We start from the raw sequence: 21284 nt of genomic DNA on the forward strand, positions 1-21284 counted from the left end.
GTTCAGGCGGTGGTTGGGCCTTAGCCGAAGTACTTCGGCAGTGTCCCCTCGTGGGCCTCGCGGAGCGCGTCCAGACTTAGGGTGTCCACGCCGTTGATCTCCAGCGTGCCGCCCTCGGCGTCGACGACGCCGATCCGGACGTGCGCGAAGCCGCGGGCGGTGCACATGTCCTTGAAGCGGATCTCCTCCGAGCGGGGCACGGCCACGACGGCGCGCGCCTGCGACTCGGAGAACAGCGCGGTGAAGAGGTCCACGGCGTCGCGGTCCATGACGTCCTGCAGCGAGATCCGGGCGCCGACGCCGTAGCGCAGCGCGGATTCCACCAGGGCCGCGGCGAGGCCGCCCTCGGAGACGTCGTGGGCGGAGTCCACCATGCCGTCGCGGGAGGCGTTGATCAGGATCTGGCCCAGCTCGCGCTCGGCGGCGAGGTCAACCTTCGGCGGCCGGCCGCCCAGGTGGCCGCGCATGTTGGCCCACTCGGACCCGTCCAGCTCGGAACCTGTGGTGCCGAGGAGGTAGATCGCCTGGCCGTCCTCACGCCAGCCCGACGGCGTGCGGCGGGCGACGTCGTCGAGCTTGCCCAGCACCGCCACCACGGGGGAGGGGTGGATGGGGGTGGTGCCGGTCTGGTTGTAGAGCGAGACGTTGCCGCCGGTGACCGGGATGCCGAGTTCCATGCAGGCGTCGGAGAGGCCGCGGATGGCTTCGGCGAGCTGCCACATGACGTCCGGGTCCTCGGGGGAACCGAAGTTCAGGCAGTCGCTGACGGCCATCGGGATGGCGCCGGAGGTGGCCACGTTGCGGTACGCCTCGGCCAGGGCCAGCTGCGCGCCCTGGTACGGGTCCAGGTAGGTGTAGCGGCCGTTGGCGTCGGTGGCCAGGGCGACGCCCAGGCCGGTCTCCTCGTCGACCCGGACCACGCCGGCGTCGTCCGGGAACGCCATGGAGGTGTTGCCGCCGACGTACCGGTCGTACTGGTTGGTGATCCAGGCCTTGCTGCACATGTTCGGCGAGGCCACCAGCTCGGTGACGGCCGCAGCGAGCTCGGACGGGGCGGCCGGGCGGCCGGTATCCTGCACGGAGCCGGTGAAGGCATCCGCCTGGACGGAGTCCTGCCACTCGGGACGGGCGTAGGGGCGGTCGTAGACCGGGCCGTCGTGGGCGACGGTGCGCGGGTCGACGTCGACGATCACTTCGCCGTCCCAGGTGATGATCAGGCGGCCGGTGTCGGTCACCTCGCCCAGCCAGGAGTACTCCACGGCCCACTTGTCCATCACGGCCTCGAACGCCTCGACGTTCTCGGGGGTGACCACGGCCATCATGCGTTCCTGCGACTCGGACATCAGGATTTCGCCCGGGGTCAGGGTGGGGTCGCGCAGCAGCACGGAGGTCAGCTCGACCTGCATGCCGCCGTCGCCGTTGGACGCCAGTTCGGAGGTGGCGCAGGAGATGCCCGCAGCGCCGAGGTCCTGGATGCCCTCCACCAGGGAGCCCTTGAAGAGCTCCAGGCAGCACTCGATCAGGACCTTCTCCGCGAACGGGTCGCCCACCTGCACGGCCGGACGCTTGGAGGGCTTGGTGTCGTCGAAGGACTCGGACGCCAGCACGGACGCGCCGCCGATTCCGTCGCCGCCGGTGCGGGCACCGAACAGGACAACCTTGTTGCCCTTGCCGGAGGCGTTGGCGAGGCGGATGTCCTCATGCCGCATGACGCCGACGGCGAGGGCGTTGACCAGCGGGTTGCCCTGGTAAACGGAGTCGAAGACCATCTCCCCGCCGATGTTCGGCAGGCCCAGGGAGTTACCGTAGCCGCCGATGCCGGCCACGGCGCCGTGCATGACGCGGGCGGTGTCCGGGTGGTCGATCGCGCCGAAGCGCAGCGGGTCCATGACGGCCACGGGGCGGGCGCCCATCGAGATGATGTCGCGGACGATCCCGCCGATGCCGGTCGCGGCGCCCTGGTAAGGCTCCACGAAGGAGGGCGAGTTGTGCGACTCGATCTTGAAGGTCACGGCCCAGCCGTCGCCGAGGTTGGTGACACCGGCGTTCTCGCCGATGCCCACCAGCATGTCCTTCTTCATCTCCTCGGTGACCTTCTCGCCGAACTGGCGCAGGTGGTTCTTGGAGGACTTGTAGGAGCAGTGCTCGCTCCACATGACGGAGTACATGGCCAGCTCGGCGCCGGTGGGGCGGCGGCCGAGGACCTTGACAACCTCGTCGAACTCGTTCTGCTTCAGGCCCAGCTCGGCCCAGGGCAGCTCGGTGTCCGGGGTCCTGGCCGCGTTCTCCACCGTGTCGATGTTGAACTTCTTGCCGGACTCCGCGGGCTTGGCCACGGCGGGGGTCTCGGTCATTTGTTGTCTCCCACGATCTTGTTCAGGACAGAGGTGAAAAAGCCCAGGCCCTCGGTGCCGGAGCCGTTCTCCGGACCGAAGCCCGCCTCGATGGCGTGCTCGGGGTGCGGCATGAGGCCCACCACGTTGCCCGCCTCGTTGGTGATGCCGGCGATGTCGCGGCGGGAGCCGTTCGGGTTCCAGCCGACGTAGCGGAACACCACGCGGTTCTCGGCTTCCAACGCGTCGAGGGTCTTCGCGTCCGCGATGTACTGGCCGTCCTGGTTCTTCAGCGGAACGGTGATTTCCTGGCCGGCGGTGTAGTCACCGGTCCACGCCGTGGCGGTGTTCTCCACGCGGAGGACCTGGTCGCGGCAGAGGAACTTCAGGTGGTCGTTCTTGATCATGGAGCCGGGCAAAAGGTGCGACTCGGTGAGGATCTGGAAGCCGTTGCAGATGCCCAGGACCGGCAGGCGGGCCTCGGAGTTGGCGGCGTCGATGATCTTCGACATGAGCGGGGCGAACCGGGCGATCGCGCCGGCGCGCAGGTAATCACCGTAGGAGAAACCGCCGGGGATCACGACGGCGTCGACGTCGGCCAGGGTGGTGTCCGCGTGCCAGAGGGCCACGGGGGTGGCGCCGGCGAGCCGGACGGCGCGGGCGGCGTCGCGGTCATCGAGGGTGCCGGGGAAGGTGACGACGCCGATCTTCGCGCCAGCGAGCCGGGGCTCGGCAGCGATCGCGACGGCCTCGCCGATCAGGGGTTGTTCAGTCATTTCAGGCCTCGACGACCTCGACGTTGACGACATCCTCGATCACCGGGTTGGAGAGCAGGGTCTCCGCGGCGTTCCGGGCCTGGGCCAGGATCTCCTCGGTCACCTCGCCGTCGACGGTGAGTTCGAAACGCTTGCCCTGGCGGACGCCGCTGAAGGCGGTGAATCCGAGGCGGGGCAGCGCTCCGACGATCGCCTTCCCCTGCGGGTCCAGAATCTCGGGCTTGGGCATGACGTCGACAACGATCCGGGGCATCCGGCAACTCCTGTGCGTGAGCGTTGGGTAAGGGCGCAGCGGAGTGGTGCCGTCTCACGCCGGTCCCGCTGTGATGAAACAGGAATGTTCCAGGACGGCGTGGTTCGGGCGCTCCGCGAGCTTGCACGCTTATTCTACCGGGCCTGCTCCGCCGGGCGTATTCGTGACCGCTGGAGCCTGGCTGGCCCTGTGCGCGCGGATGTCCGGGGACGCCATGGGGCGTCCCCGGACAGCTCACAGGACGGTTAGTCCTTTACTGGGGCCGTTGCTTAGGCCGACCGCTTGAGCCGCATACCGAGCAACATCAGCAGTCCCGCGCCGAGGAACAGGCCCGCGAGCCACAGTGCGTTGGCGTTGGCTCCGGTGTAGGCGAGCGTGGTGGCCCCGGCGGGGACACCTGACGGCGCTGAAGCGGCGGACACGATGCCCTGCGAGGTGCCGGTGGCGCCCTGGTTTCCGGGCTGGACGGCGGCAGGCGACTCCGCCGCCGGGGGAGTAACCACTGGCGGTGTGACGACCGGCGGGGTAACCACCGGGGGAGTCACGACCGGCGGAGTGACCGTGGGCGGGTTGCCCGTCGTGGCCGCAGAGCCGCCACCGACGCCCACCGAGGTGGCGCCGAGCGAGATCGGCGCGCTGATGGGCGCGGTGATCTGGGTGCCGGAGAGAATCCCGCCGGAGCCGGTCGTGGCAGGACCCGATGCGGGGCCCGCTGCTGCCTGGCCCATGTTGCCGGAACCCGTGGTGGCAGTGGAGTCACCCAGTGCTCCCACGGAGGTGGCGCCGAGGTTGATCGGGGCCGTGACCGGTGCGGTGACCTGGGTGCCGGAGAGGATTCCGTCCGCCCCGGTGGTTGTCGGACCCGCGGAGGTGGATCCGGCCGGTGCGGTCCCGGCGGTGGTCCCGCCGGTGGTGGCGGTGGAGTCGCCCAGTGCGCCCACGGAGGTGGCGCCGACGGTGATCGGGGCCGTGACCGGCGCGGTGACCTGGGTGCCGGAGAGGATTCCGTCCGCCCCGGTGGTGGACGCGGACCCGGACGGCGTGGATCCGGTGGGTGCGGCCGGTGCGGTCCCGGTGGTGGTTCCGCCGGTTGTGGCGGTGGAGTCGCCCAGTGCTCCCACCGAGGTGGCGCCGAGGTTGATTGGTGCGCTGATGGGCGCGGTGACCTGGGTGCCGGAGAGGATTCCGTCCGCCCCGGTGGTTGTCGGACCCGCGGAGGTGGATCCGGCGGGTACGGTCCCGGTGGTGGGTCCGCCGGTGGTGGCGGTGGAGTTGCCCAGTGCGCCCACGGAGGTGGCTCCGAGGTTGATCGGGACCGTGACCGGTGCGGTGACCTGGGTGCTGGAGAGGATCCCGTCTGCGCCCGTGGTGGAGGTGGATCCGGCCGGCGCCGCAGGCGCGGTACCGGTGCTGGTTCCGCCGGTGGTGGCGGTGGAGTCGCCCAGCAGCCCCAGGGACGTCGCCCCGAGATTGACCGGAATTGAAATCGGCGCGGTGACCTGGGTGCCGGAAAGGAGTCCGTCCGAGCCGGTGGTGGTCGTGTCGGCCGCTGAGGCCGCCGTGCTCCCGAGGGCCAGCAGGCCGCCGGCGAAGAGGGTGCCGAGCAGGCCTCGGCGAAGGTTTTGATGCATGACAAAGTCTCCTGAAAAAGTGGTTGAGCGGCCGCTGGGGCCGTGGATGCCGTGGCCGCGCCTGGGGCGCGGCAGGGCTCAACTAGTCAGGAGACGACCCCGGGTCAACGGACACCGGGGAGGGCGGCGCGAGCAGGTCTCCCCGCGCCGGAATGTTGAGGGCGCCCGCGAGGTGCAGGCGGAAGCTGGAGAGCCAGGCAGGGTTGGCGCTGCCGCCGGAGGGAGCGCCGGATCCTGAGCCGCTGCCGGGAACCTCCGGTGCGGGGTCCGGGGCGCCCGGCGCCCACTCATCGGCCGGATCATCGGCGAGGGACATCATCGGGGTTTCAGCGTGGTTCGGCGCCGCAGGCTGCGTGCGGGGTATCGCGGAGACCGTCGCCGCGACGGCATCCCGGGCTGTGGCCGAAGCGGCTGTGGCAGGCTCTATGTCCGCAGAGGGGCTCTGGGTGCTGCCCGTAACGCCTTCGGCCGGAGGGTCGAGGGTTGCCGCCACGGCAGCCCCGCCGGGCAGTTCCGATGGGAGGGCCGGCAGTTCCGACGGGACGGCGGGCAGCGCCGGAGGCGTGATGACGGCGGCAACCGGCCCGGTCACGGCGCCGAGGACCGGATCCACGCCGTCGACGACGGACGCGACGGCAGAGTCGGCGGAGACCACGACGCCGGACACGGCACTGTCCGCGAGGCCCAGGACAGGGTCTGTGACCGGAGTCAGCGGCGGGAGCGTGAGGGCCGAACCGACCACCGGAACGTCCGCCACCGGGACTGTTGCCGCCAGGGCGTCCGCCCGGGACGTCACCCCACCGGCCAGAGGCTGCAGCTTCGGCACCACGGAGAGAAGCCCCGGTGCGGGAGCGTCACCGTTGGGCCGGGAAGCCAGCGGGAGTTCGACGGCCACATCGGGAGCGGCGATCGCCGTTACGGTGGACAGGACCTGCCCGGCGAGCGGCCCTCGGTCGGTGGGGGAGTCGGCAGAGGCTGCCGTGGCCGAGATGGCAAGCCACGAGGTCGCGGCGGCAGCCGCGAGGAGCACGGGCCGGACCACGCGCCACAAGGGCCGTGAACTTTCCATCTCAAAACACCTCCCCCACGGAGCAGCGATCTGCAAGTGAACCCAGCATACGGATGATGAAGGAGTAATTTCCAGAGATTTCTTTAGAAAGTCTGGCAAATGGATTAAAGGCAGCGAGCACTCCTCTTCCGCCCGGCGAGGCACCTTCGTCCAGTCCGGGCGGGGCGGTGAAATGACGCTCGCGCCGAATGCTGGCCGAGGCACCCCGGGAAGCCGTCGCGGACCAGGCATGAAAAAACCGGGAGGCGTCCCCCAAGGACGCCTCCCGGTTTACTGCAGTGGTGCGCTGGTTAGCCCTTGAACGCGTCCTTGACGTTTTCGCCGGCCTTCTTCACCGAGGCCTTCGCCTGGTCGGCCTGGCCCTCGGCCTCGAGCTCTTCGTTGTGGGTGGCCTTGCCCACCGTTTCCTTCAGCTTTCCGCCTGCGGATTCAGCTGCGTTCTGGATCTTGTCTCCGATACCCATGATGTACACCTTCCTTGTTCGTTGCTGCGGTTACGTACTTCTGTGCATTCACCCCGGCGGGGGAATTCTGTGTGCAGACCTACTTAGCGGCCTGTGCGGCCTGACGAGCGGCCTAGCGGCGCGCAGGGGGCTGTGTGCCCCCGCGGCGGCCCAGCCGTCCCCTGAGCCAGCCGGCCAGCGACGTGACAACTGCTGCAATGATCTTGTTGCGCATGGTTCTCTCTTCCGTGGTCGGGAGAGCGCCGGAGTGAATCGCTCTACATAGGTAAAGACGCGCCCCGGCGGCGGATCGTCACGGTCCGGTCCTGACTTTTTTGGAGAAAATTTGCCGTGACCTTGACGGGGCCGATCAGTAGGATGAGCGCATGGCTCAGAATCCCAGGTCCGTGGTCCTTCCCGTGGTCGCCGCCGCCGTCTTTGCGGGCCTCGGCCGGATGGTCCTGCAGAAGGTCCTGGCCGACCGTGCCGCTCGCGAGACGAATGTTGCCGGGCCGCTGGATGAGAAGACCAGGGCCTGGATCAGCGAGGTTGTGCGGACGCCCCGCCAGTAGCGGATCGGGCCACCCCAAGACCCTCCGCGGAGGGCACAAAGGGACTACAAATACCGAAATCCGGACGGTCACAGACCGCCCGCCTTCCGCGCGCCCCGACCGCGACAAGAGTTGTCGAATCGTTTGACCAAAGTTAATTCGTTACCTGTGGTCTATGTCATATCCGGCTCTCAGTCTGTACTGTGTGAAACGGCTGGTATCCGCCGGGCCGCATGTGACAAGAGTTGCTCCAGCGCCCGTTCCAGACCACAGTCCCCGGCCTCCGCGCCGGGACCGTTCCTTCTGAAAGGTTCAAAACACTCGTGAAATCACCAGGAAAGAGCTTCCTTCGAAGCGGGGGACTCCGGAGGGCCGCGGCACTGACCCTGGGCTTGCCGGTTCTCCTTTCAACCGTTGCCATCGCGCCCGCCACCGCGGCCACGGCACAAGGCACCACCGTCGCCGGCGTCGCCCAGAAGAATCTGGACCCGGCCAACTACCCGGACGGCCGCTACATCGTCATGCTGGCCGAGCAGCCGGCGGCCAGCTACGAGGGTTCCACTCCCGGCCTGCCAGCCACCAAGCCCGCGCCGGGCAAGAAGCTTGACCCCAGCAAGGGCGAAGTCAAGAACTACCGCGCGCACCTGGAGCAGAAGCAGGCCGAGGTCGCCGGCAAGCAGAACGTCAAGATGGGCCGTCAGTTCTCTGCTGCGGTCAACGGCTTCAGCGCCAAGCTGACCACGGACCAGGCGATCAAGCTCGCCAAGGACCCCAGCGTCCTGGCGGTGGCTCCGGACACGGAGAACGCCCCGGACTACTCCACCACCGACTTCCTCAAGCTCAGTGGTCCCAATGGCACCTGGAACACCACCTTCGGTGGCCAGGACGGCGCCGGCAAGGGCGTCGTCGTCGGCGTCATCGACACCGGGTACACCCCGGACAGCGCCTTCTTCGCCGGCGACCCGGTCAAGCCGCTCTCCGGCGCCCCCGTGGTCGGCGTCCCGTACCGCGCGGCGGATGGCAAGATTGCCATGCTCAAGGCCGACGGAGAGACGTTCACCAGCGACTGCCAGAAGGGCGTCGACTCCGGTGCATCCTTCGACGGCACCGCCTGCAACTCCAAGGTCCTCGGCGCGCACTACTTCGCGGACGACTTCCTTAGCTACGTGGCCCCGGGTGACCGGTCGCCGCTGGAGCAGCTCTCCCCGGTTGACGTGGCCAGCCACGGTACCCACACCGCCAGCACCGCGGCCGGCAACGCAAACGTCGAATCCTTCGTGGACGGCCGCAGCTTCGGCCTGACCAGCGGCATCGCCCCGGCGGCCAAGCTCTCCATCTACAAGGTCTGCTGGGAAGACACCGATCCCAACACCGGCGGCTGCTACAGCTCCTCCTCCGTCGCCGCCGTCGAGCAGGCCATCGAGGACGGCGTCGACGTCCTGAACTACTCCATCTCCGGTTCCGCGACGTCCGTCATCGACCCGGTCTCCATCGCGTTCCTGAACGCGTCGGCCAGCGGCATCTTCGTCGCCGCCTCCGCCGGCAACTCCGGCCCCACCGCCAGCACCGTCAACCACGGCGCCCCCTGGGTGACCACCGTGGCGGCCAGCAGCTTCTCCCAGGAACTGCAAGGCACGGTCGAGTTCGGTGACGGCAGCAAGTTCCGCGGAGCCAGCATCATGAACCGCGAGGTCAAGGACGCCGGAGTCGTGCTGGCAGCCAACGCCGCAGCGGCCAACGCACCCTCCTCGCCGGCCCTCTGCGGCCCCAACACGCTGGACGGGACCAAGGTCGCCGGCAAGGTCGTCGTCTGTGACCGCGGCGTCGTGGACCGCGTCGCCAAGAGCGCCGAGGTTGCCCGAGCCGGCGGCGTCGGCATGATCCTGGTCAACCTCACCAACTCCTCCCTGGACGCGGACCAGCACGCGGTGCCCACGGTGCACGTGAACCCGCCCGCCACCCAGACCATCAAGGACAAGGTCGCGGCCAACCCGGGCATCAAGGTGTCCCTGGTCAACAAGGACACCACCGGCCTGCCCCTGGAGGCGCAGCCGCAGATCGCCGGGTTCTCCTCCCGCGGACCGCTGCTGGCCACCGATTCGGACCTGCTGAAGCCGGACGTCACCGCCCCCGGCGTTGCAGTCCTGGCAGGCGTCTCGCCGATCGGTGAAAACGGTGCCAAGTTCGGCTTCATGTCCGGTACCTCGATGGCTTCCCCGCACGTGGCCGGCTTCGGCGCGTTGCTGCTGGGCAAGAACCCCACCTGGTCCCCGGCCGCGGTGAAGTCCGCCATGATGACCACCACCTCCGACGTCAAGCTCGCCGACGGCACCAAGAACACCGACGTCTTCGCCACCGGCGCGGGCGAGGTGGACCCGGCCCGCATGGTCGACCCGGGCCTGGTGTACGACGCGAACACCCAGGACTACCTGAAGTTCATCCAGGGCACCGGCGTGGACCTGGGCCTGAAGTCCAGCACCAAGGCGCGTGACATGAACGTCCCGTCCTTCGCCCTGGGTAACCTCACCGGGAAGATCGAGGTCACCCGAACGGTGACCGCCCTGACTCCGGGTGTCTACAAGGCCAGCGTCAACGTCCCCGGCATCAAGGTCAGCGTGGCCCCGGCGGCGCTGAACTTCAAGGCCGCCGGCGAACAGCGCACCTTCAAGGTCACCTTCGAGAACCAGGGTGCCCCGCTGGGCCAGTTCGCCATGGGCTCGCTGTCCTGGCAGGGTGCGGGCAAGACCGTCACCTCGCCGATCTCGGTCCGCCCGCAGTCCGTGGTGGCTCCGAAGGACGTCACCCTGACCACCAACCAGGGCACCGGCTCCGGTGACATCAAGGTGGTCTCCGGCACGAACAACCCGACCAACATGACGCTGGACGGCCTTTCCAAGGCCGACGCCACCGCCATCTCGCTGGTTCCGGGTCCGTTCACCGCCACGGCCGACGCCTCGACGTACATTAAGACCGTCCAGGTTCCGGCCGGCGTGCCGCTGGCGAAGTTCTCCGTGATCTCCTCCGATCCGGGCGCCGACTTCGACATGTACGTGGTGACCCCGCGCGGCGTGGAGCAGGTTGCGACCTCGTCCTCCAGCGAGACCCTCTCCATCCCCAACCCCGCAGCCGGTAAGTACACGATTTACGCGAACCTGTACGCCAGCCCGGGCGGCAAGGCCACCAAGGCTTCGGTTGAGGCGGCGGTGCTCGGCGCCAACGTGGGCAACGCCTCCGTCTCGCCGAACCCGCTGAAGCTGACCAACGGCAAGGCCGGCAAGGTCACGCTGAACTGGAAGGGCCTCGCGGCCGGTTCGTACATCGGCCGGATCACCTTCGAAGGTTCCAGCGACCCGACCTTCGTCACCGTCATGGTGAGCCCCGACGGCACCACCGCCGTGGCCCCCACCGCCGAGGACCAGGCCAGCAACACCGGCCCGGGCGACGAGGCGGGCACCGGCGACGCGGCCCAACTGGAGAAGGGCGCCCAGGTCAAGAAAGAACAGGCCAAGGTGGTCCCGCAGGATCCGGACAGCCCCAACAACGCTATCTAGCGGTAGCGCGTAACACCTGAACACAGCAGTGGCCGGCGGTCTTACCGCCGGCCACTGCTGTGTTCTCCTGTTGTTTGTTCATTGTGCCTTGGCGCCTTGGCGCCTTGGCGCCTTGGCGCCCTGGCGCGTTGGGGCCCAGGGCCGGGCGCCGAGAACGGGGCCTCGGGCGCCGGGCGCCCGTGCGCCGGTCCGCCCCTGCGGCGCTTAGACCGCGCCGGTGGAACGGGCCGTCCCGCCCAGGAGCGGGGCCATGGACTTCCACCGGGAGATCTCGCAGCCGTCGGTCCGGCTGAAGCGGGCCTCGACGCCGCGGCCCCGGTACGTGCCGGTGACCACCGCGACCTGCGGGCCGCCGTACTGCTGGGTGCAGAGCTTCGGCGGCCCGGGCACGGGGAAAAAGATGGCCTCGCCGTGCTGCCGGACGGCTGCCAGCGCGGCGGCGGCGTCGGGGAGCGTGGATTCAGGGCCGGGCTCCTGGCCGTCCGCGACCAGCCGGAACACGTACTCCGGGCCGCCCGGCGCCTCGGTCAGCGTGATGGTGAGGTCCACCTCGGGATTCGTGGTCCGGTCGTGGGGTGAAGCTGCCGGCTCGCCGGCGCCATTGGTGGCGGTCATGGCGTTCCTTCCTGGGCTGCGGTGCGGGGCTGCTGGCGGGCGGCGGCCGTGAGCAGCGGGTCGAGTTCCTGCAGCAGACGGCCCCGCAACTCCTGGGCGGCGTCCGCGAAGCCGCGCTGCCGGTCCACATAGTCGGCCTTGCCCTCGGCGGTTTCGATCCTGATGGGCGGGTAGCCCCACTCGCTGAGGTCGTAGGGGGAGGCCTGCATGTCCATGGCCCGGATCTGCCAGGAGAGTTCGAAGCAGTCCATCACCAGTTCGCTCGGCAGCACGGGCGCCAGCTTGTAGGCCCACTTGTAGAGGTCCATGTTGGCGTGCAGGCAGCCGGGCTGTTCGAGGTCCCGCTGGTTTTCCCGGCTCGGCGAGAGGCTGTTCAGCGGCACGGCATCCGGGGTGTAGAACCGGAAGGCGTCAAAGTGCGAGCAGCGGATCCTGTTCTCCTCCACCACCTGGTCCGTGCCCGCGGATCCCAGCCGCAGGGTGAGGTATTCGTGGCGGAGCGCAAACTTGTCCTGGCGGTAGACCATGGCCCATTCGTGTAGGCCGAAGCAGCCGAACTGTGCCGGCCGGGCCGCCGTGCCGGCCAGGATGATCCCGGCGAACTGCACCGCCTCGCGCCGTTCGGCCAGGAAGCGCTCGACGTCGACGGTCACCGCCGGGACGCCGTCGGGCACGCCCGCGGCGGCGCGTTCGGCGTCGTCGGCCGCGCGGTAGTACTTCCAGTCGGTGCGCGCGGCGGCGGCTGGGCCGGAGAGCACGACGCCGGCGCCCGGGTGCCAGCGCAGCAGTTGTCCGGGTTTCTGGGTGTAGTAGGTGAAGAGGAAGTCTTCCACCGGGTGCTTGCGTCCGGCCGACCGCCGTGCCAGGTAGGGGTCGGCGTAGGTCCGGACGCGTTCCTGGTGGGCGGCCTCCCGCCGGGTCCACTGTTCGTCTGTCAGGTGCTGCAGTTTAGCCAGCCCCGCCGCTCGAGCCCAGAACGTCCTTGGCGGCGTTCCATTGGGCGATTTCGCAGCCGTCGCGCAGGCTGAAGGTGGCTTCGACCGGCCGGTCGTCCACCGAGCCGGTGACCGTGGCCTCCTGCGGGCCGCCGTACTGCTGGGTGCAGGCCTTGTCCGTGGGCCGCGGCGCAGGGCTGAGCAGGGCGGCGTTGGCCTTCAGGGCGGCGCAGGCGGCAGTGGCGGAGGGGTGCTGGCTTTCCGCCGCGGGGACGCCGTCGCGGCAGACCAGGGTGTAATTGGCCGGCTGGCCGCTGCCGCCGGGCTTGACCATGATGGAGAGCTCGGCGTTGCCGGCGCCCGGCCCGGCCGTGGGTGCCGCGGCCGAGGGGGACGGTGCCGCCGCGGTGGTCTCGGCGTCCGCGGACGGGGTGCCGCTGGTGCCGCTTGAGGGTGTGCCGGAGGAACTGCCGGCGGAGCTGGAGCCGGCGGGGGACGAGCCTGTCGGGCCGGGGCCGCCGGAGCCGCCCGGCGAACAGGCGGCCAGGGCGGTGGCTGTGGCCGCGATGAGCAGCACGTGCATCAGGGGTTTGCGCATGGCGGACCTCCTCGGGTTGAAATCCAGTCTATCGCCGGGTGGCCGCGATCAGCCGGGTCATGGCGACATGGAGTTCGGCCACCTGGTCCCGGCTCAGCCCCAGCCGGGCCATCATGGTGCCGGGAATCGCCGTCGCGTCCCGGCGGAGCGCCGCGCCGGCCGGGGTGAGCCCGACGGCGAGGCTGCGTTCGTTGCCTTCGGCCCGTTCCCGGGTCACGTAGCCCACGGCCTCGAGCCGGCGCAGCAGCGGGGAGACCGTGGCCGGGTCCAGGTCCAGGGCGTCGCTGATCTCGCGGACGGTGCGCGGGCTGGATTCCCAGAGGGTCAACATCACCAGGTACTGCGGGTGGGTGAGGTGCAGGTTGTCCAGGACGGGTTTGTAGGCGGCCACCACATTGCGCGAGGCGACGGTGAGGGCGAAGCAGAGCTGGTGTTCCAGCAGCAGGTCTTCGTCGATGAAGTCGGGGCTGGCGGTGGCGCTGTCGGTCATGGAACTCCTCGGGGCGCAGAAATGATTAGTGCACTAATCATTAGCGTACACTGGTGGCATATCCGTTGCGAAGGAGTGGTGATGGCGAAGGAATCCGCCGCCGAGCGTTTCATGCGGGCAACCGGGAAGTTGCGGGCCGTGTTCGGTCCCGCCAGCCGCGGCTCGCTGGGGCACGACATGACCGAGCAGAACCGCCGGCTGCTGGCCCAGCGGGAGGCAGAGACCCGGCAGTGGGAGACCGTCCGCCGCCCCGACGGCAGCACCTACGTGGTGCCCCGGGACCCCGGGGACAAGTCGCTCCGCTAGGCGGGAAGCCCCGGCTCATTTCCCTCCGTCGGGCGTAAAATTGAGGCACCGGCGGCCCCGGCCCGCTCGCTGGAAACGACGTCCCGGCCGGCGCGCCGTCCTTCCGCTCATCCTGTCAGCAGGGGAGGAGGTGGAAACCATGGCACATGCACTGCGCAGGGCCGCCCACAGCAGCCGGCTGCACCCGTCCACCTGGGTGCGGTTCGTCTTCGGCCCGGCCTCACGCGGAGACTACGCCGCCCCGGTGGTGCACCGGCACGACGACTTCGAACTCGCCTCCGAGCAGGAGCTCGCCGGCTTCGAGATCGAGACGGATGCGGCGGGGCATCACTACGCCGTCCGCCGCGAAGACCTTCCCAAGGAACAGGTCTGACCCGACGTTTAAACGCGAAAGGGAGCGGCAGGTTGCCGCTCCCTTTCGTATGTCCCGCGTGAAGTGCCTTAGCGTCCGGTGCCGCCGTAGACCGTCGCCTCGTCCTCGCTGTCGAGGTCGAAGGCCTTGTGGATGGCCCGCACCGCGTCATCGAGCAGGTCCGCGTGGGTGACCACGGAGATGCGGATCTCGGAGGTCGAGATCATGTTGATGTTGATCCCGGCCTCGGACAGGGCGGCGAAGAACCGTGCCGAAACGCCCGGGTGGGAGCGCATGCCCGCACCGATCAGCGAGAGCTTGCCGATCTTCTCGTTGTATTCGATGTTCTCGAAGCCGATCTCGGCCTGGGCAGCGCGCAGGGCGGCCAGGGCGTCGGCGCCCTCGACGATCGGCAGGGTGAAGGAGATATCCGTCCGGCCGGTCCCGTGGGTGGAGACGTTCTGGACGATCATGTCGATGTTCGAGTGCGCATCCGCGATGACCTGGAAGATCGCCGCCGCCTTGCCGGGGATATCCGGGACGCCGACGACGGTGACCTTGGCCTCGGAACGGTCGTGTGCAACGCCGGAGATGATTGGCTGCTCCAAGGCAACTCCCTCTTGAATCGTGATCTTGTCGTCGGCGCTGGGCAGCACCCAGGTGCCTTCGTGCTGGCTGAATGAGGAGCGGACGTGCAGCGGGACGCCGAAACGGCGGGCGTACTCCACGCACCGCAGGTGCAGGATCTTGGCCCCGGAAGCGGCGAGTTCCAGCATTTCCTCGCTGGAGATGCTGTCGATCTTCCGGGCGGACGGGACCACGCGCGGGTCGGCGGTGTAGATGCCGTCAACGTCGGTGAAGATCTCGCAGACGTCGGCGTCGAGGGCGGCCGCCAGGGCTACCGCCGTCGTGTCCGAGCCGCCGCGGCCCAGGGTGGTGATCTCGTTCGTGGTGCGGCTCATGCCCTGGAAGCCGGCGACGATCGCGATGTGGCCCTTGTCCAGCGCGGTGCGGATCCGGTGCGGGTCGACGTCGATGATCCGGGCCTTGCCGTGGATGCCGTCCGTGATCATGCCCGCCTGGGAGCCGGTGAAGGACTGGGCGGAGGCGCCGTATTTGTTGATCGCCATGGCCAGGAGCGCCATCGAGATGCGTTCGCCGGCGGAGAGCAGCATGTCCATTTCGCGGGCCGGTGCGGAGTCGGTCACCTGGGCGGCCAGGTCGAGGAGTTCGTCGGTGGTGTCACCCATGGCGGAGACGACGACGACGACTTCGTCGCCGGCGTTGTGCGCGTCCACGACGCGGCGGGCGACCCGCTTGATGCCCTCGGCATCGGCCACCGAGGAGCCGCCGAACTTCTTCACGACGAGGTGTTTGGTGGCGCCCGGGATCACCGGCAGCCCCTGCGGCTGCGGTCCGGGGTGGACTTCGGTAGTGGGCAGACTCATGCGCGCACCCTCACTGGATCATCGGGGTTCTGGGTGAAGCAGCCAAACGGCGCGACCGAGTGGTGCGACGGCTGCTTCAGCCCAAGTTTATCGCCGCGGCCGGTCCGGCGTTCAATTGTGACCGGCGGGCGGACCCGCCGCCGGTGGCCGGTCCAGCCGGTAGCGCCAGGAGGGGAGGCCCTTCCCGGCGCGGTCCTGGGCCGCCGTGAAGTAGTGGTCCGGGACGAATCCCAGCGTCTCAAGCAGCCTGCGGGAGGGGAGGTTGGGTTCGTAGACGCCGGCGAGGACCGTGCCGACGCCCCGATCTTCGAACAGCCAGCGCACCAGGGCGCCCGCCGCCTCCCGCCCATAGCCGTGGCCGTGGTGGTCAGGGTGGATCAGGTAGCCGAGGGCGGCGGCGCCGGCCGGGATGGGTCCGGGGGCGGGTGGCGCTTCGGCGGTCCAGGTCCGGGCATCGCCGATCACCTCGCCGGTGGCGCGCAGGACCACGGCCCAGCAGAGGTCGAAGTGTTCCGGGGTGGAGGCCTCGGCCCGGGACAGCATGGTGTGCAACCGGGTGGAGTTCTCGGCGGGACCCAGCGGGGCGTGCGAGAGATACCGGGTGACCTCCGCGTTGCCGCGGAACCGCAGCAGGGCGGCCTCGTCCCCGGCCGTCAGGGGCCGGAGAGTCAGCCGTTCGGTGGGGATGGGGTCCGGGATCATTGTCCGGAACTCTACCGCCCGGCCTGCCGCCGGTCTGTTCCGGCCGGCGGCAGGGGTGCAATACTGGCCCGAGAGTCGGAACCGCACTGTGGGGGTTGCTATGAGCCAGAGGCCAGCGTTGAGATTGTCCGGCGTCGTCCTTGACGCCCCCGATGCCCGCGAGTTGGCGGACTTCTACCGCCGCCTCCTGGGCTGGGAGCTCGGGCAGGATGAGCCCGAATGGGTCACGCTGGTCTCCCCGGACGGCGGCGCGGGGCTCTCATTCCAGAGCGACGCCGGGTACGTGCCGCCGGTCTGGCCCGCCGGGCCCGGGGCGCAACAGATGATGATGCACCTGGACATCGCCGTCGTGGATCTGGCCGAGGCCTCCACCCACGCGCAACAGGCCGGCGCGACGCTGGCCGACTTCCAGCCCCAGGACGACGTGCGGGTGCATCTTGACCCGGCCGGACATCCGTTCTGCCTCTTCCTCGACGCCTGAGCCGCGGCGGACACCGACGGTGCGGGCCTCACGGAAGGCGCTGAGGACGTGGGGTCGGAAACACCCGTACCTCGGTGCGTTTATCGGCCTGGTGGTGTTAGCCATCGTGAGCACCTCCGCCTGGCTGGCCCTTTCCGGGCGGGAGCCAGGACCCGTCATCTTTAGCGGGCTTTCAAATGTCGTCGTGTATTGGCTGATCACCGTTGTCTATCTGCGCGCGACGCGGAAGGAGCGAAAGGAACTCGCCGGGAAGGGACAAATGCGCGCCTTTCTTCGCTACCCGGACTCCCTGCCGGGTTCCCTGAGCGGGATCTGGAATCCCGGCATCGTCACCCCCACCGAGGGAGCGCTGCGGTTCCAACCCGCCGCCTACGAGACCCTTGAATCGTCCGGGCGCTCGACGAACTTCACCGTCGCGGACGTCTCGGAGCCCTGGACGATCGCCGGCAAAGACCGGAAATACCTGCCGGCGTCGGCTGGGTATGAAGCGGTCACCCTGGCCACCGATAAGGGGAGGGTGGAGCTCGCGGCGAGCCGGAGTCGCTGGACATGTTGGCAGTGATCCGGCCGCCACTCGGACAGGACGGTCCCGGACCGCGCGGTCACTGAGCCGGGCGCCTCCCTTTCGGGGGCCTGCTTCGGTCTAGCTGAGGGCGTTGCGGCGGCCCTCGAAGGCTCGGCCCAGGGTGACCTCGTCGGCGTATTCGAGGTCGCCGCCCACGGGCAGGCCGGAGGCCAGACGGGTAACGGCGATGCCGATGGACTTCAGCATCCGCGCCAGATAAGTGGCCGTCGCCTCGCCCTCCAGATTGGGGTCCGTGGCGATGATGATCTCCTGGATGGCGCCGTCGTTCAGCCGCGTCAGGAGCTCTCGGATCCGCAACTGTTCCGGGCCCACCCCGGCGATCGGGTTGATGGCGCCGCCCAGCACGTGGTACCGGCCGCGGAAGGACCGGGTGCGTTCGATGGCGAGGACATCCTTGGACTCTTCTACGACGCAGATGACCGACGGATCACGCCTCGGGTCACGGCAGATGTTGCACAGCTCCTGTTCGGTGACGTTGCCGCAGACCGTGCAGAACTTCACGCGTTCCTTCACCGTGGTGATCGCCTCGACCAGCCGCTTCATGTCCTGCGGATCGGCCTCGAGGATGTGGAAGGCCAGGCGCTGGGCGGATTTCGGCCCGACGCCGGGTAGCCTGCCGAGCTCATCGATCAGCTCCTGGACTGCACCTTCGTACACAATTTCCTCGTTCGTTGGGGGTGGCGCCGCTCAGTGCGCCGGGAGGTTTAGAAGCGCGGGGCCAGTGGGCTGCCGTCGAGGGAGCGCTCCTCGAGCAGCTTGCCGCCCAGGATGCGTTCGACGGCGGCGCGGCCGAAGACCCCCGATTCCTCGATGGTTTCATCGTCGGCGCTGGGGATGTCCTGCTCATAGGTGGCGGCGGCCGCGACGGCCCGGGCGGGCGCCTTGGCGCGTCCGGCCTCCGCCTCCGGGCTGTTCGACAGGCGCTGGTACAGGCTCTGCCGTCCGCCGGCAGGCGCACCGACGGGCGCAGGGGTCGTTACCGGCGGTGCCGCAGTGAGGACGGCCGAGCCGCCGGTCGCCGCGGCTTCCTGCGGCGCGGCGTGCGGGAGGCTCCCGGGGGCTGGGGCCGCCGGCGCAGGGATGCTCTGCCGCGCAGGCGGCTGCGCCGTCGCGGGTTCGTAGCGGCGCGGTTCCGGCTCGGTGACGTGGGGTTCGGGTTCCGCGGATGCCGCGGGCCCTGCCACGACGTTCCGTCCCACGTTCAGCTCGGTGCCGACGGTCCAGACGCCCGGGGACTGTTCGACAGCGCGGGCCCAGGGATCCTGGGCGGGATCGGGCCTGGCCGTTCCCGTACCTGCACCAGCGTCCGCGGTCGTCGGAGTGGGGGCGGTAACGGGGGTGCGGTCGGCGGCCGGCGCCCGGCCGGGTGCCGGGTTGCCGGCCCGCACGGGCGTCGGGGTGGCCTGGACAGGGCCTGACGGCGACGGAGTCCAGTCCATCGGCGGCTCTTCATCCAGCGGCGGAGCGTCCTCGTCGCGGGGCGGGCCCCAGTCGTCATCCGGGTCTGCGTACGAGCCGCTCCAGCCCTGGTCCGTGGGCGCCGGGGCGGAAGCGGACGGCGGCACGGGGGCGGCGGGTGCCGCGGGGGTCGATGCGGCTGAAGGTGCCGCGGCGGATGCCTCCGCAGAAGCGGCTCCACGGTTTGCGGAGGGTGCGGCCGGAGCAGACTGAGCAGGAACTGACTGAGTCGGAGCAGACTGGGCGTGCGCAGACTGGGCCACAGCGGAATGAGCCGGCGCAGCAACGGCGGCTTCGGCCGTCACAGGCGTTGCGGCGGCGGGCACCGGGGCAGCATCGCGTGGGGTTGCGGAGGCCGATGCGGGCGCGGTGGCCGGCGCCGTCGCGGGGGCGAGGCCCCACGCTACATCGGCCGAGCTGGGGGCAGCCTCGGGCTCAGTAGGCGCTTTTGGGTTTGGCTCAGAGCTCGCTGGGCTCTTGGACCCGCCGGCGACTGCGGTGATCTGGCAGTCGATGCCGATCGTCTTGTGGATCGCCTGGCGGAGGTTTTCGGCGTGGTCTCCGCGGCCGAAGGCCCCAGCCAGCCCGGCGGTGCTGAAGAGCAGCGTCAGGACGTGGCCCTCGACATGGCCCACCTGGGCGTTCGGTTCCACCAGGGCCCAGGTGCTCCGCTTGATCTTGGTCAGGGTCTGCAGGATTTCCGGCCAGGCGCGGCGCAGCACCTCCACATCGGGGCCCGAACCGGAGCCGGGTCCGGAAGCGGCGGGAGCGGCAGCCGGGGCGGCCTCGGCGGGCCGGGTGGCCCCCGGCGCGGCCGTCCCGGCGCGCGCGGGAGCCGGGGTAGCTGCAGGTGTTGGCGCGGGAGCCGACGCCGGTGCCGGAGCCTGCGCCGGAGCCGCGGCGTTGTCGGCGCCGTCGTGGGCGGAATCCGCAGCGGCTGCCTGGCTCGGGGCCGGGGACTGGCGCGGCGGCTCGGCCGATACTGCCGAAGCAGGCACGGGAGCGGCCGACTGGGCGGCGGCGGGAGGCACAGCCTGGGTCGTGGCGGGGGGTGTCGGTTCCGGTGCCCGAACTGCGGGGGCCTGGCTCTCAGCGGGTGCCTGGGCCGCGGGCGCCACTGCGGGAGCGGCAGCAGTGGGGGGTGCCGCGGCGGCGGGCACGGCTGCCGGGACACCGCCGTCGGATCCGGCGTAGTTGAGGCGCCGCTCCACGCGGTCGATCCGGGCGGCGATCCCACGTTCGGTCTGCTCCGCGCCGGGCAGCAGGATGCGGGCGCACAGCAGTTCGAGGTGCAGCCGCGGGGAGGTGGCGCCGGTCATCTCGGTGAGCGCCGTGTTGGTCACGTCCGCCGCGCGGGAGAGCTCGGCCGCGCCCAGGTTGTGCGCCTGGCTCTGCATCCGGGCGATCTGGTCCGCCGGCATGCCCCGAAGGATGGACTGGGCGCTCTCCGGCATCGCCTGGACGATGATGAGGTCGCGGAAGCGCTCCAGCAGATCCTCGACGAAGCGGCGCGGGTCGTGGCCGGTCTGGATCACGCGGTCCACGGCGCGGAACACCGTGGCTGCGTCGGCGGCGGCCACGGCCTCGACGACGTCGTCCAGCAGTGAGGCGTGCGTGTATCCCAGCAGGGCCACGGCCAGCTCGTAATCCAGGCCGTTGGGGCCGGCGCCGGCCATCAGTTGGTCCAGGACCGAAAGGGAGTCACGTACCGAGCCGCCGCCGGCGCGGATCACGAGCGAGAGGACGCCCGGCGCCACCGGGACGTTCTCCTGCTGGCAAAGCTGCTCCAGGTACGCCATCAGGGGCTCCGGTGGAACCAAGCGGAACGGGTAGTGGTGGGTGCGGGACCGGATGGTGCCGATCACCTTGTCCGGCTCGGTGGTGGCGAAGATGAACTTGATGTGTTCCGGCGGCTCCTCGACGATCTTCAGCAGCGCATTGAACCCTGCCGAGGTGACCATGTGGGCCTCGTCGATGATGAAGATTTTGTAGCGGTCCCGGACCGGCGCGTAGGTGGCCCGTTCACGCAGGTCGCGGGCGTCGTCCACGCCGCCGTGGCTCGCCGCGTCGATCTCGATGACGTCCAGGGAACCCGCGCCGCCGCGGGCCAGTTCCACGCAGCTGGGGCACACGCCGCAGGGGGTGTCGGTGGGGCCTTCGGCGCAGTTCAGGCAGCGGGCCAGGATGCGGGCGGAGGTGGTTTTGCCGCAGCCGCGCGGGCCCGAGAAGAGGTATGCGTGGTTGACGCGGTTCTTGCGCAACGCCGTCATCAGGGGGTCGGTGACGTGCTCCTGCCCGATGACATCCGCGAACGAATCAGGCCGGTAGCGGCGGTACAGGGCGGTAGTTACGGTCACGCTTAAACCCTACCAATCGGCACAGACATAAAAGACCCCTCATGCACCCGCCAGAGCCCGTTTACCCTTGCTACCTTCCGGTCCTGGGGGAGTTCAACAGGATGACGCCACATGAGGGGCCGTCGACTACTTTACCCGAGATCCCGGCCTGCCCCGAATCCGTTCCCAGGCAGGGGCCATTCACGCCCATCGGCACCCCGATTGGTCGACGGGCGGAAGTTCGGGTAGTCTAGTATCTGCTTTTGATTCAGAAGCAACTGGAGAATTCGCCTAGCGGCCTATGGCGCACGCCTGGAACGCGTGTTGGGTTAACGCCCTCGGGGGTTCAAATCCCCCATTCTCCGCGGTT

Annotated in this window: 20 protein-coding genes, 1 tRNA gene and 1 other RNA gene; 7 read left to right on the forward strand and 15 right to left on the reverse strand. The window is 69.6% G+C overall.

Features of this window, described 5'->3' with window-relative positions; all coding sequences use genetic code 11:
* Nucleotides 1-20: 20 nt before the first annotated feature.
* The 6 genes from purL to ACFUCU_RS11465 form a co-directional block, all read right to left on the reverse strand.
* On the reverse strand, nt 21-2354 hold the full coding sequence (gene purL, locus ACFUCU_RS11440; RefSeq protein ID WP_377972694.1) for a phosphoribosylformylglycinamidine synthase subunit PurL: 2334 nt from the start codon (nt 2352-2354) through the stop codon (nt 21-23).
* Nucleotides 2351-3109 carry a phosphoribosylformylglycinamidine synthase subunit PurQ gene (purQ, locus tag ACFUCU_RS11445; RefSeq protein WP_377972695.1) on the reverse strand — a complete coding sequence of 253 codons (759 nt, stop codon included), beginning with the start codon at nt 3107-3109 and terminating at the stop codon, nt 2351-2353. The genes purL and purQ overlap by 4 nt, the downstream gene beginning before the upstream one ends.
* A 1-nt stretch (nt 3110) precedes the next feature.
* Nucleotides 3111-3362 carry a phosphoribosylformylglycinamidine synthase subunit PurS gene (purS, locus tag ACFUCU_RS11450; protein WP_290256746.1) on the reverse strand — a complete coding sequence of 84 codons (252 nt, stop codon included), beginning with the start codon at nt 3360-3362 and terminating at the stop codon, nt 3111-3113.
* A 269-nt stretch (nt 3363-3631) separates the two neighbouring features.
* Nucleotides 3632-4993: a chaplin family protein gene (locus tag ACFUCU_RS11455; protein ID WP_377972698.1), complete on the reverse strand. Its 1362-nt coding sequence runs from the start codon at nt 4991-4993 to the stop codon at nt 3632-3634.
* Between the two features lie 82 nt (nt 4994-5075).
* Complete coding sequence (locus ACFUCU_RS11460; protein WP_377972699.1) at nt 5076-6062, reverse strand: hypothetical protein; 987 nt, start codon at nt 6060-6062, stop codon at nt 5076-5078.
* A gap of 290 nt (nt 6063-6352) precedes the next feature.
* A complete protein-coding gene (locus ACFUCU_RS11465; protein WP_290256743.1) occupies nt 6353-6526 on the reverse strand; it encodes a CsbD family protein in 174 nt (57 codons plus the stop codon).
* Nucleotides 6527-6891: 365 nt separating this feature from the next.
* Between ACFUCU_RS11465 and ACFUCU_RS11470 the strand changes: the two genes are divergently transcribed.
* Together ACFUCU_RS11470 and ACFUCU_RS11475 are read left to right on the forward strand one after the other, a co-directional pair.
* Nucleotides 6892-7077 carry a hypothetical protein gene (locus ACFUCU_RS11470; RefSeq protein WP_290256742.1) on the forward strand — a complete coding sequence of 62 codons (186 nt, stop codon included), beginning with the start codon at nt 6892-6894 and terminating at the stop codon, nt 7075-7077.
* Between the two features lie 359 nt (nt 7078-7436).
* Nucleotides 7437-10607, forward strand: coding sequence for a S8 family serine peptidase (locus ACFUCU_RS11475; RefSeq protein WP_377972877.1), 3171 nt, complete (start codon nt 7437-7439; stop codon nt 10605-10607).
* Nucleotides 10608-10811: 204 nt separating this feature from the next.
* Here ACFUCU_RS11475 and ACFUCU_RS11480 read toward each other — a convergent pair whose 3' ends face one another.
* Genes ACFUCU_RS11480 through ACFUCU_RS11495 form a run of 4 tightly spaced genes read right to left on the reverse strand, consistent with a single transcriptional unit; the run spans nt 10812 to nt 13245 of the window.
* On the reverse strand, nt 10812-11222 hold the full coding sequence (locus ACFUCU_RS11480; RefSeq protein WP_377972701.1) for a serine protease inhibitor: 411 nt from the start codon (nt 11220-11222) through the stop codon (nt 10812-10814).
* Complete coding sequence (locus ACFUCU_RS11485) at nt 11219-12178, reverse strand: 3-methyladenine DNA glycosylase (protein WP_377972878.1); 960 nt, start codon at nt 12176-12178, stop codon at nt 11219-11221. Before ACFUCU_RS11485 ends, ACFUCU_RS11480 begins: the two co-directional genes overlap by 4 nt.
* Nucleotides 12171-12755, reverse strand: a complete 585-nt coding sequence (locus tag ACFUCU_RS11490) for a serine protease inhibitor (RefSeq protein WP_377972703.1) — start codon at nt 12753-12755, stop codon at nt 12171-12173. Before ACFUCU_RS11490 ends, ACFUCU_RS11485 begins: the two co-directional genes overlap by 8 nt.
* Before the next feature lie 28 nt (nt 12756-12783).
* Nucleotides 12784-13245 (reverse strand): MarR family winged helix-turn-helix transcriptional regulator, encoded by a 462-nt coding sequence (locus ACFUCU_RS11495; RefSeq protein WP_377972705.1) that lies wholly within the window; start codon nt 13243-13245, stop codon nt 12784-12786.
* Nucleotides 13246-13326: 81 nt separating this feature from the next.
* Here ACFUCU_RS11495 and ACFUCU_RS11500 point away from each other — a divergent pair, with 81 nt between their 5' ends.
* The gene (locus ACFUCU_RS11500) at nt 13327-13551 is read left to right on the forward strand and encodes a hypothetical protein (RefSeq protein ID WP_290256738.1); all 225 of its coding nucleotides are present in this window, start codon (nt 13327-13329) and stop codon (nt 13549-13551) included.
* Between the two features lie 139 nt (nt 13552-13690).
* Nucleotides 13691-13924 (forward strand): hypothetical protein, encoded by a 234-nt coding sequence (locus ACFUCU_RS11505; protein WP_377972707.1) that lies wholly within the window; start codon nt 13691-13693, stop codon nt 13922-13924.
* Nucleotides 13925-13992: 68 nt separating this feature from the next.
* Here ACFUCU_RS11505 and ACFUCU_RS11510 read toward each other — a convergent pair whose 3' ends face one another.
* Both ACFUCU_RS11510 and ACFUCU_RS11515 read right to left on the reverse strand, forming a co-directional pair.
* Nucleotides 13993-15351, reverse strand: a complete 1359-nt coding sequence (locus ACFUCU_RS11510) for an aspartate kinase (RefSeq protein WP_290256736.1) — start codon at nt 15349-15351, stop codon at nt 13993-13995.
* Nucleotides 15352-15462: 111 nt separating this feature from the next.
* Nucleotides 15463-16053 carry a GNAT family N-acetyltransferase gene (locus ACFUCU_RS11515; RefSeq protein ID WP_377972709.1) on the reverse strand — a complete coding sequence of 197 codons (591 nt, stop codon included), beginning with the start codon at nt 16051-16053 and terminating at the stop codon, nt 15463-15465.
* Nucleotides 16054-16153: 100 nt separating this feature from the next.
* On the opposite strand from ACFUCU_RS11515, the gene ACFUCU_RS11520 reads away from it, so the two are divergent.
* Both ACFUCU_RS11520 and ACFUCU_RS11525 read left to right on the forward strand, forming a co-directional pair.
* A complete protein-coding gene (locus ACFUCU_RS11520) occupies nt 16154-16534 on the forward strand; it encodes a VOC family protein (protein WP_377972711.1) in 381 nt (126 codons plus the stop codon).
* A 106-nt stretch (nt 16535-16640) separates the two neighbouring features.
* Nucleotides 16641-17096, forward strand: a complete 456-nt coding sequence (locus tag ACFUCU_RS11525) for a hypothetical protein (RefSeq protein ID WP_377972713.1) — start codon at nt 16641-16643, stop codon at nt 17094-17096.
* Nucleotides 17097-17177: 81 nt separating this feature from the next.
* Here the strand turns inward: ACFUCU_RS11525 and recR are convergent, their stop codons facing one another.
* The 3 genes from recR to ffs all read right to left on the reverse strand — a co-directional run bounded on the left by recR (nt 17178) and on the right by ffs (nt 21059).
* Nucleotides 17178-17777 carry a recombination mediator RecR gene (gene recR, locus ACFUCU_RS11530; protein WP_377972714.1) on the reverse strand — a complete coding sequence of 200 codons (600 nt, stop codon included), beginning with the start codon at nt 17775-17777 and terminating at the stop codon, nt 17178-17180.
* 47 nt (nt 17778-17824) lie between these two features.
* Nucleotides 17825-20935, reverse strand: a complete 3111-nt coding sequence (locus ACFUCU_RS11535) for a DNA polymerase III subunit gamma and tau (protein WP_377972716.1) — start codon at nt 20933-20935, stop codon at nt 17825-17827.
* A gap of 27 nt (nt 20936-20962) precedes the next feature.
* Nucleotides 20963-21059: signal recognition particle sRNA small type (gene ffs, locus ACFUCU_RS11540), an RNA gene on the reverse strand.
* 135 nt (nt 21060-21194) lie between these two features.
* On the opposite strand from ffs, the gene ACFUCU_RS11545 reads away from it, so the two are divergent.
* Nucleotides 21195-21279 (forward strand) — tRNA-Ser (locus ACFUCU_RS11545).
* Nucleotides 21280-21284: the final 5 nt, after the last annotated feature.

This window comes from Arthrobacter sp. NPDC057259, assembly GCF_042668995.1.
In the GTDB taxonomy this organism is placed as follows: Bacteria; Actinomycetota; Actinomycetes; order Actinomycetales; family Micrococcaceae; genus Arthrobacter.

Bases quoted from the DNA above. Each gene is read 5' to 3' on its own strand.
- ACFUCU_RS11490 (WP_377972703.1), bottom strand. From the start codon at position 12,755: ATGCGCAAACCCCTGATGCACGTGCTGCTCATCGCGGCCACAGCCACC.
- ACFUCU_RS11500 (WP_290256738.1), top strand. From the start codon at position 13,327: ATGGCGAAGGAATCCGCCGCCGAGCGTTTCATGCGGGCAACCGGGAAG.
- ACFUCU_RS11520 (WP_377972711.1), top strand. From the start codon at position 16,154: ATGAGCCAGAGGCCAGCGTTGAGATTGTCCGGCGTCGTCCTTGACGCC.
- purQ (WP_377972695.1), bottom strand. From the start codon at position 3,109: ATGACTGAACAACCCCTGATCGGCGAGGCCGTCGCGATCGCTGCCGAG.
- purL (WP_377972694.1), bottom strand. From the start codon at position 2,354: ATGACCGAGACCCCCGCCGTGGCCAAGCCCGCGGAGTCCGGCAAGAAG.
- ACFUCU_RS11470 (WP_290256742.1), top strand. From the start codon at position 6,892: ATGGCTCAGAATCCCAGGTCCGTGGTCCTTCCCGTGGTCGCCGCCGCC.
- purS (WP_290256746.1), bottom strand. From the start codon at position 3,362: ATGCCCCGGATCGTTGTCGACGTCATGCCCAAGCCCGAGATTCTGGAC.
- ACFUCU_RS11460 (WP_377972699.1), bottom strand. From the start codon at position 6,062: ATGGAAAGTTCACGGCCCTTGTGGCGCGTGGTCCGGCCCGTGCTCCTC.
- ACFUCU_RS11515 (WP_377972709.1), bottom strand. From the start codon at position 16,053: ATGATCCCGGACCCCATCCCCACCGAACGGCTGACTCTCCGGCCCCTG.
- ACFUCU_RS11510 (WP_290256736.1), bottom strand. From the start codon at position 15,351: ATGAGTCTGCCCACTACCGAAGTCCACCCCGGACCGCAGCCGCAGGGG.
- ACFUCU_RS11455 (WP_377972698.1), bottom strand. From the start codon at position 4,993: ATGCATCAAAACCTTCGCCGAGGCCTGCTCGGCACCCTCTTCGCCGGC.
- ACFUCU_RS11480 (WP_377972701.1), bottom strand. From the start codon at position 11,222: ATGACCGCCACCAATGGCGCCGGCGAGCCGGCAGCTTCACCCCACGAC.
- ACFUCU_RS11465 (WP_290256743.1), bottom strand. From the start codon at position 6,526: ATGGGTATCGGAGACAAGATCCAGAACGCAGCTGAATCCGCAGGCGGA.
- ACFUCU_RS11495 (WP_377972705.1), bottom strand. From the start codon at position 13,245: ATGACCGACAGCGCCACCGCCAGCCCCGACTTCATCGACGAAGACCTG.
- ACFUCU_RS11505 (WP_377972707.1), top strand. From the start codon at position 13,691: ATGGCACATGCACTGCGCAGGGCCGCCCACAGCAGCCGGCTGCACCCG.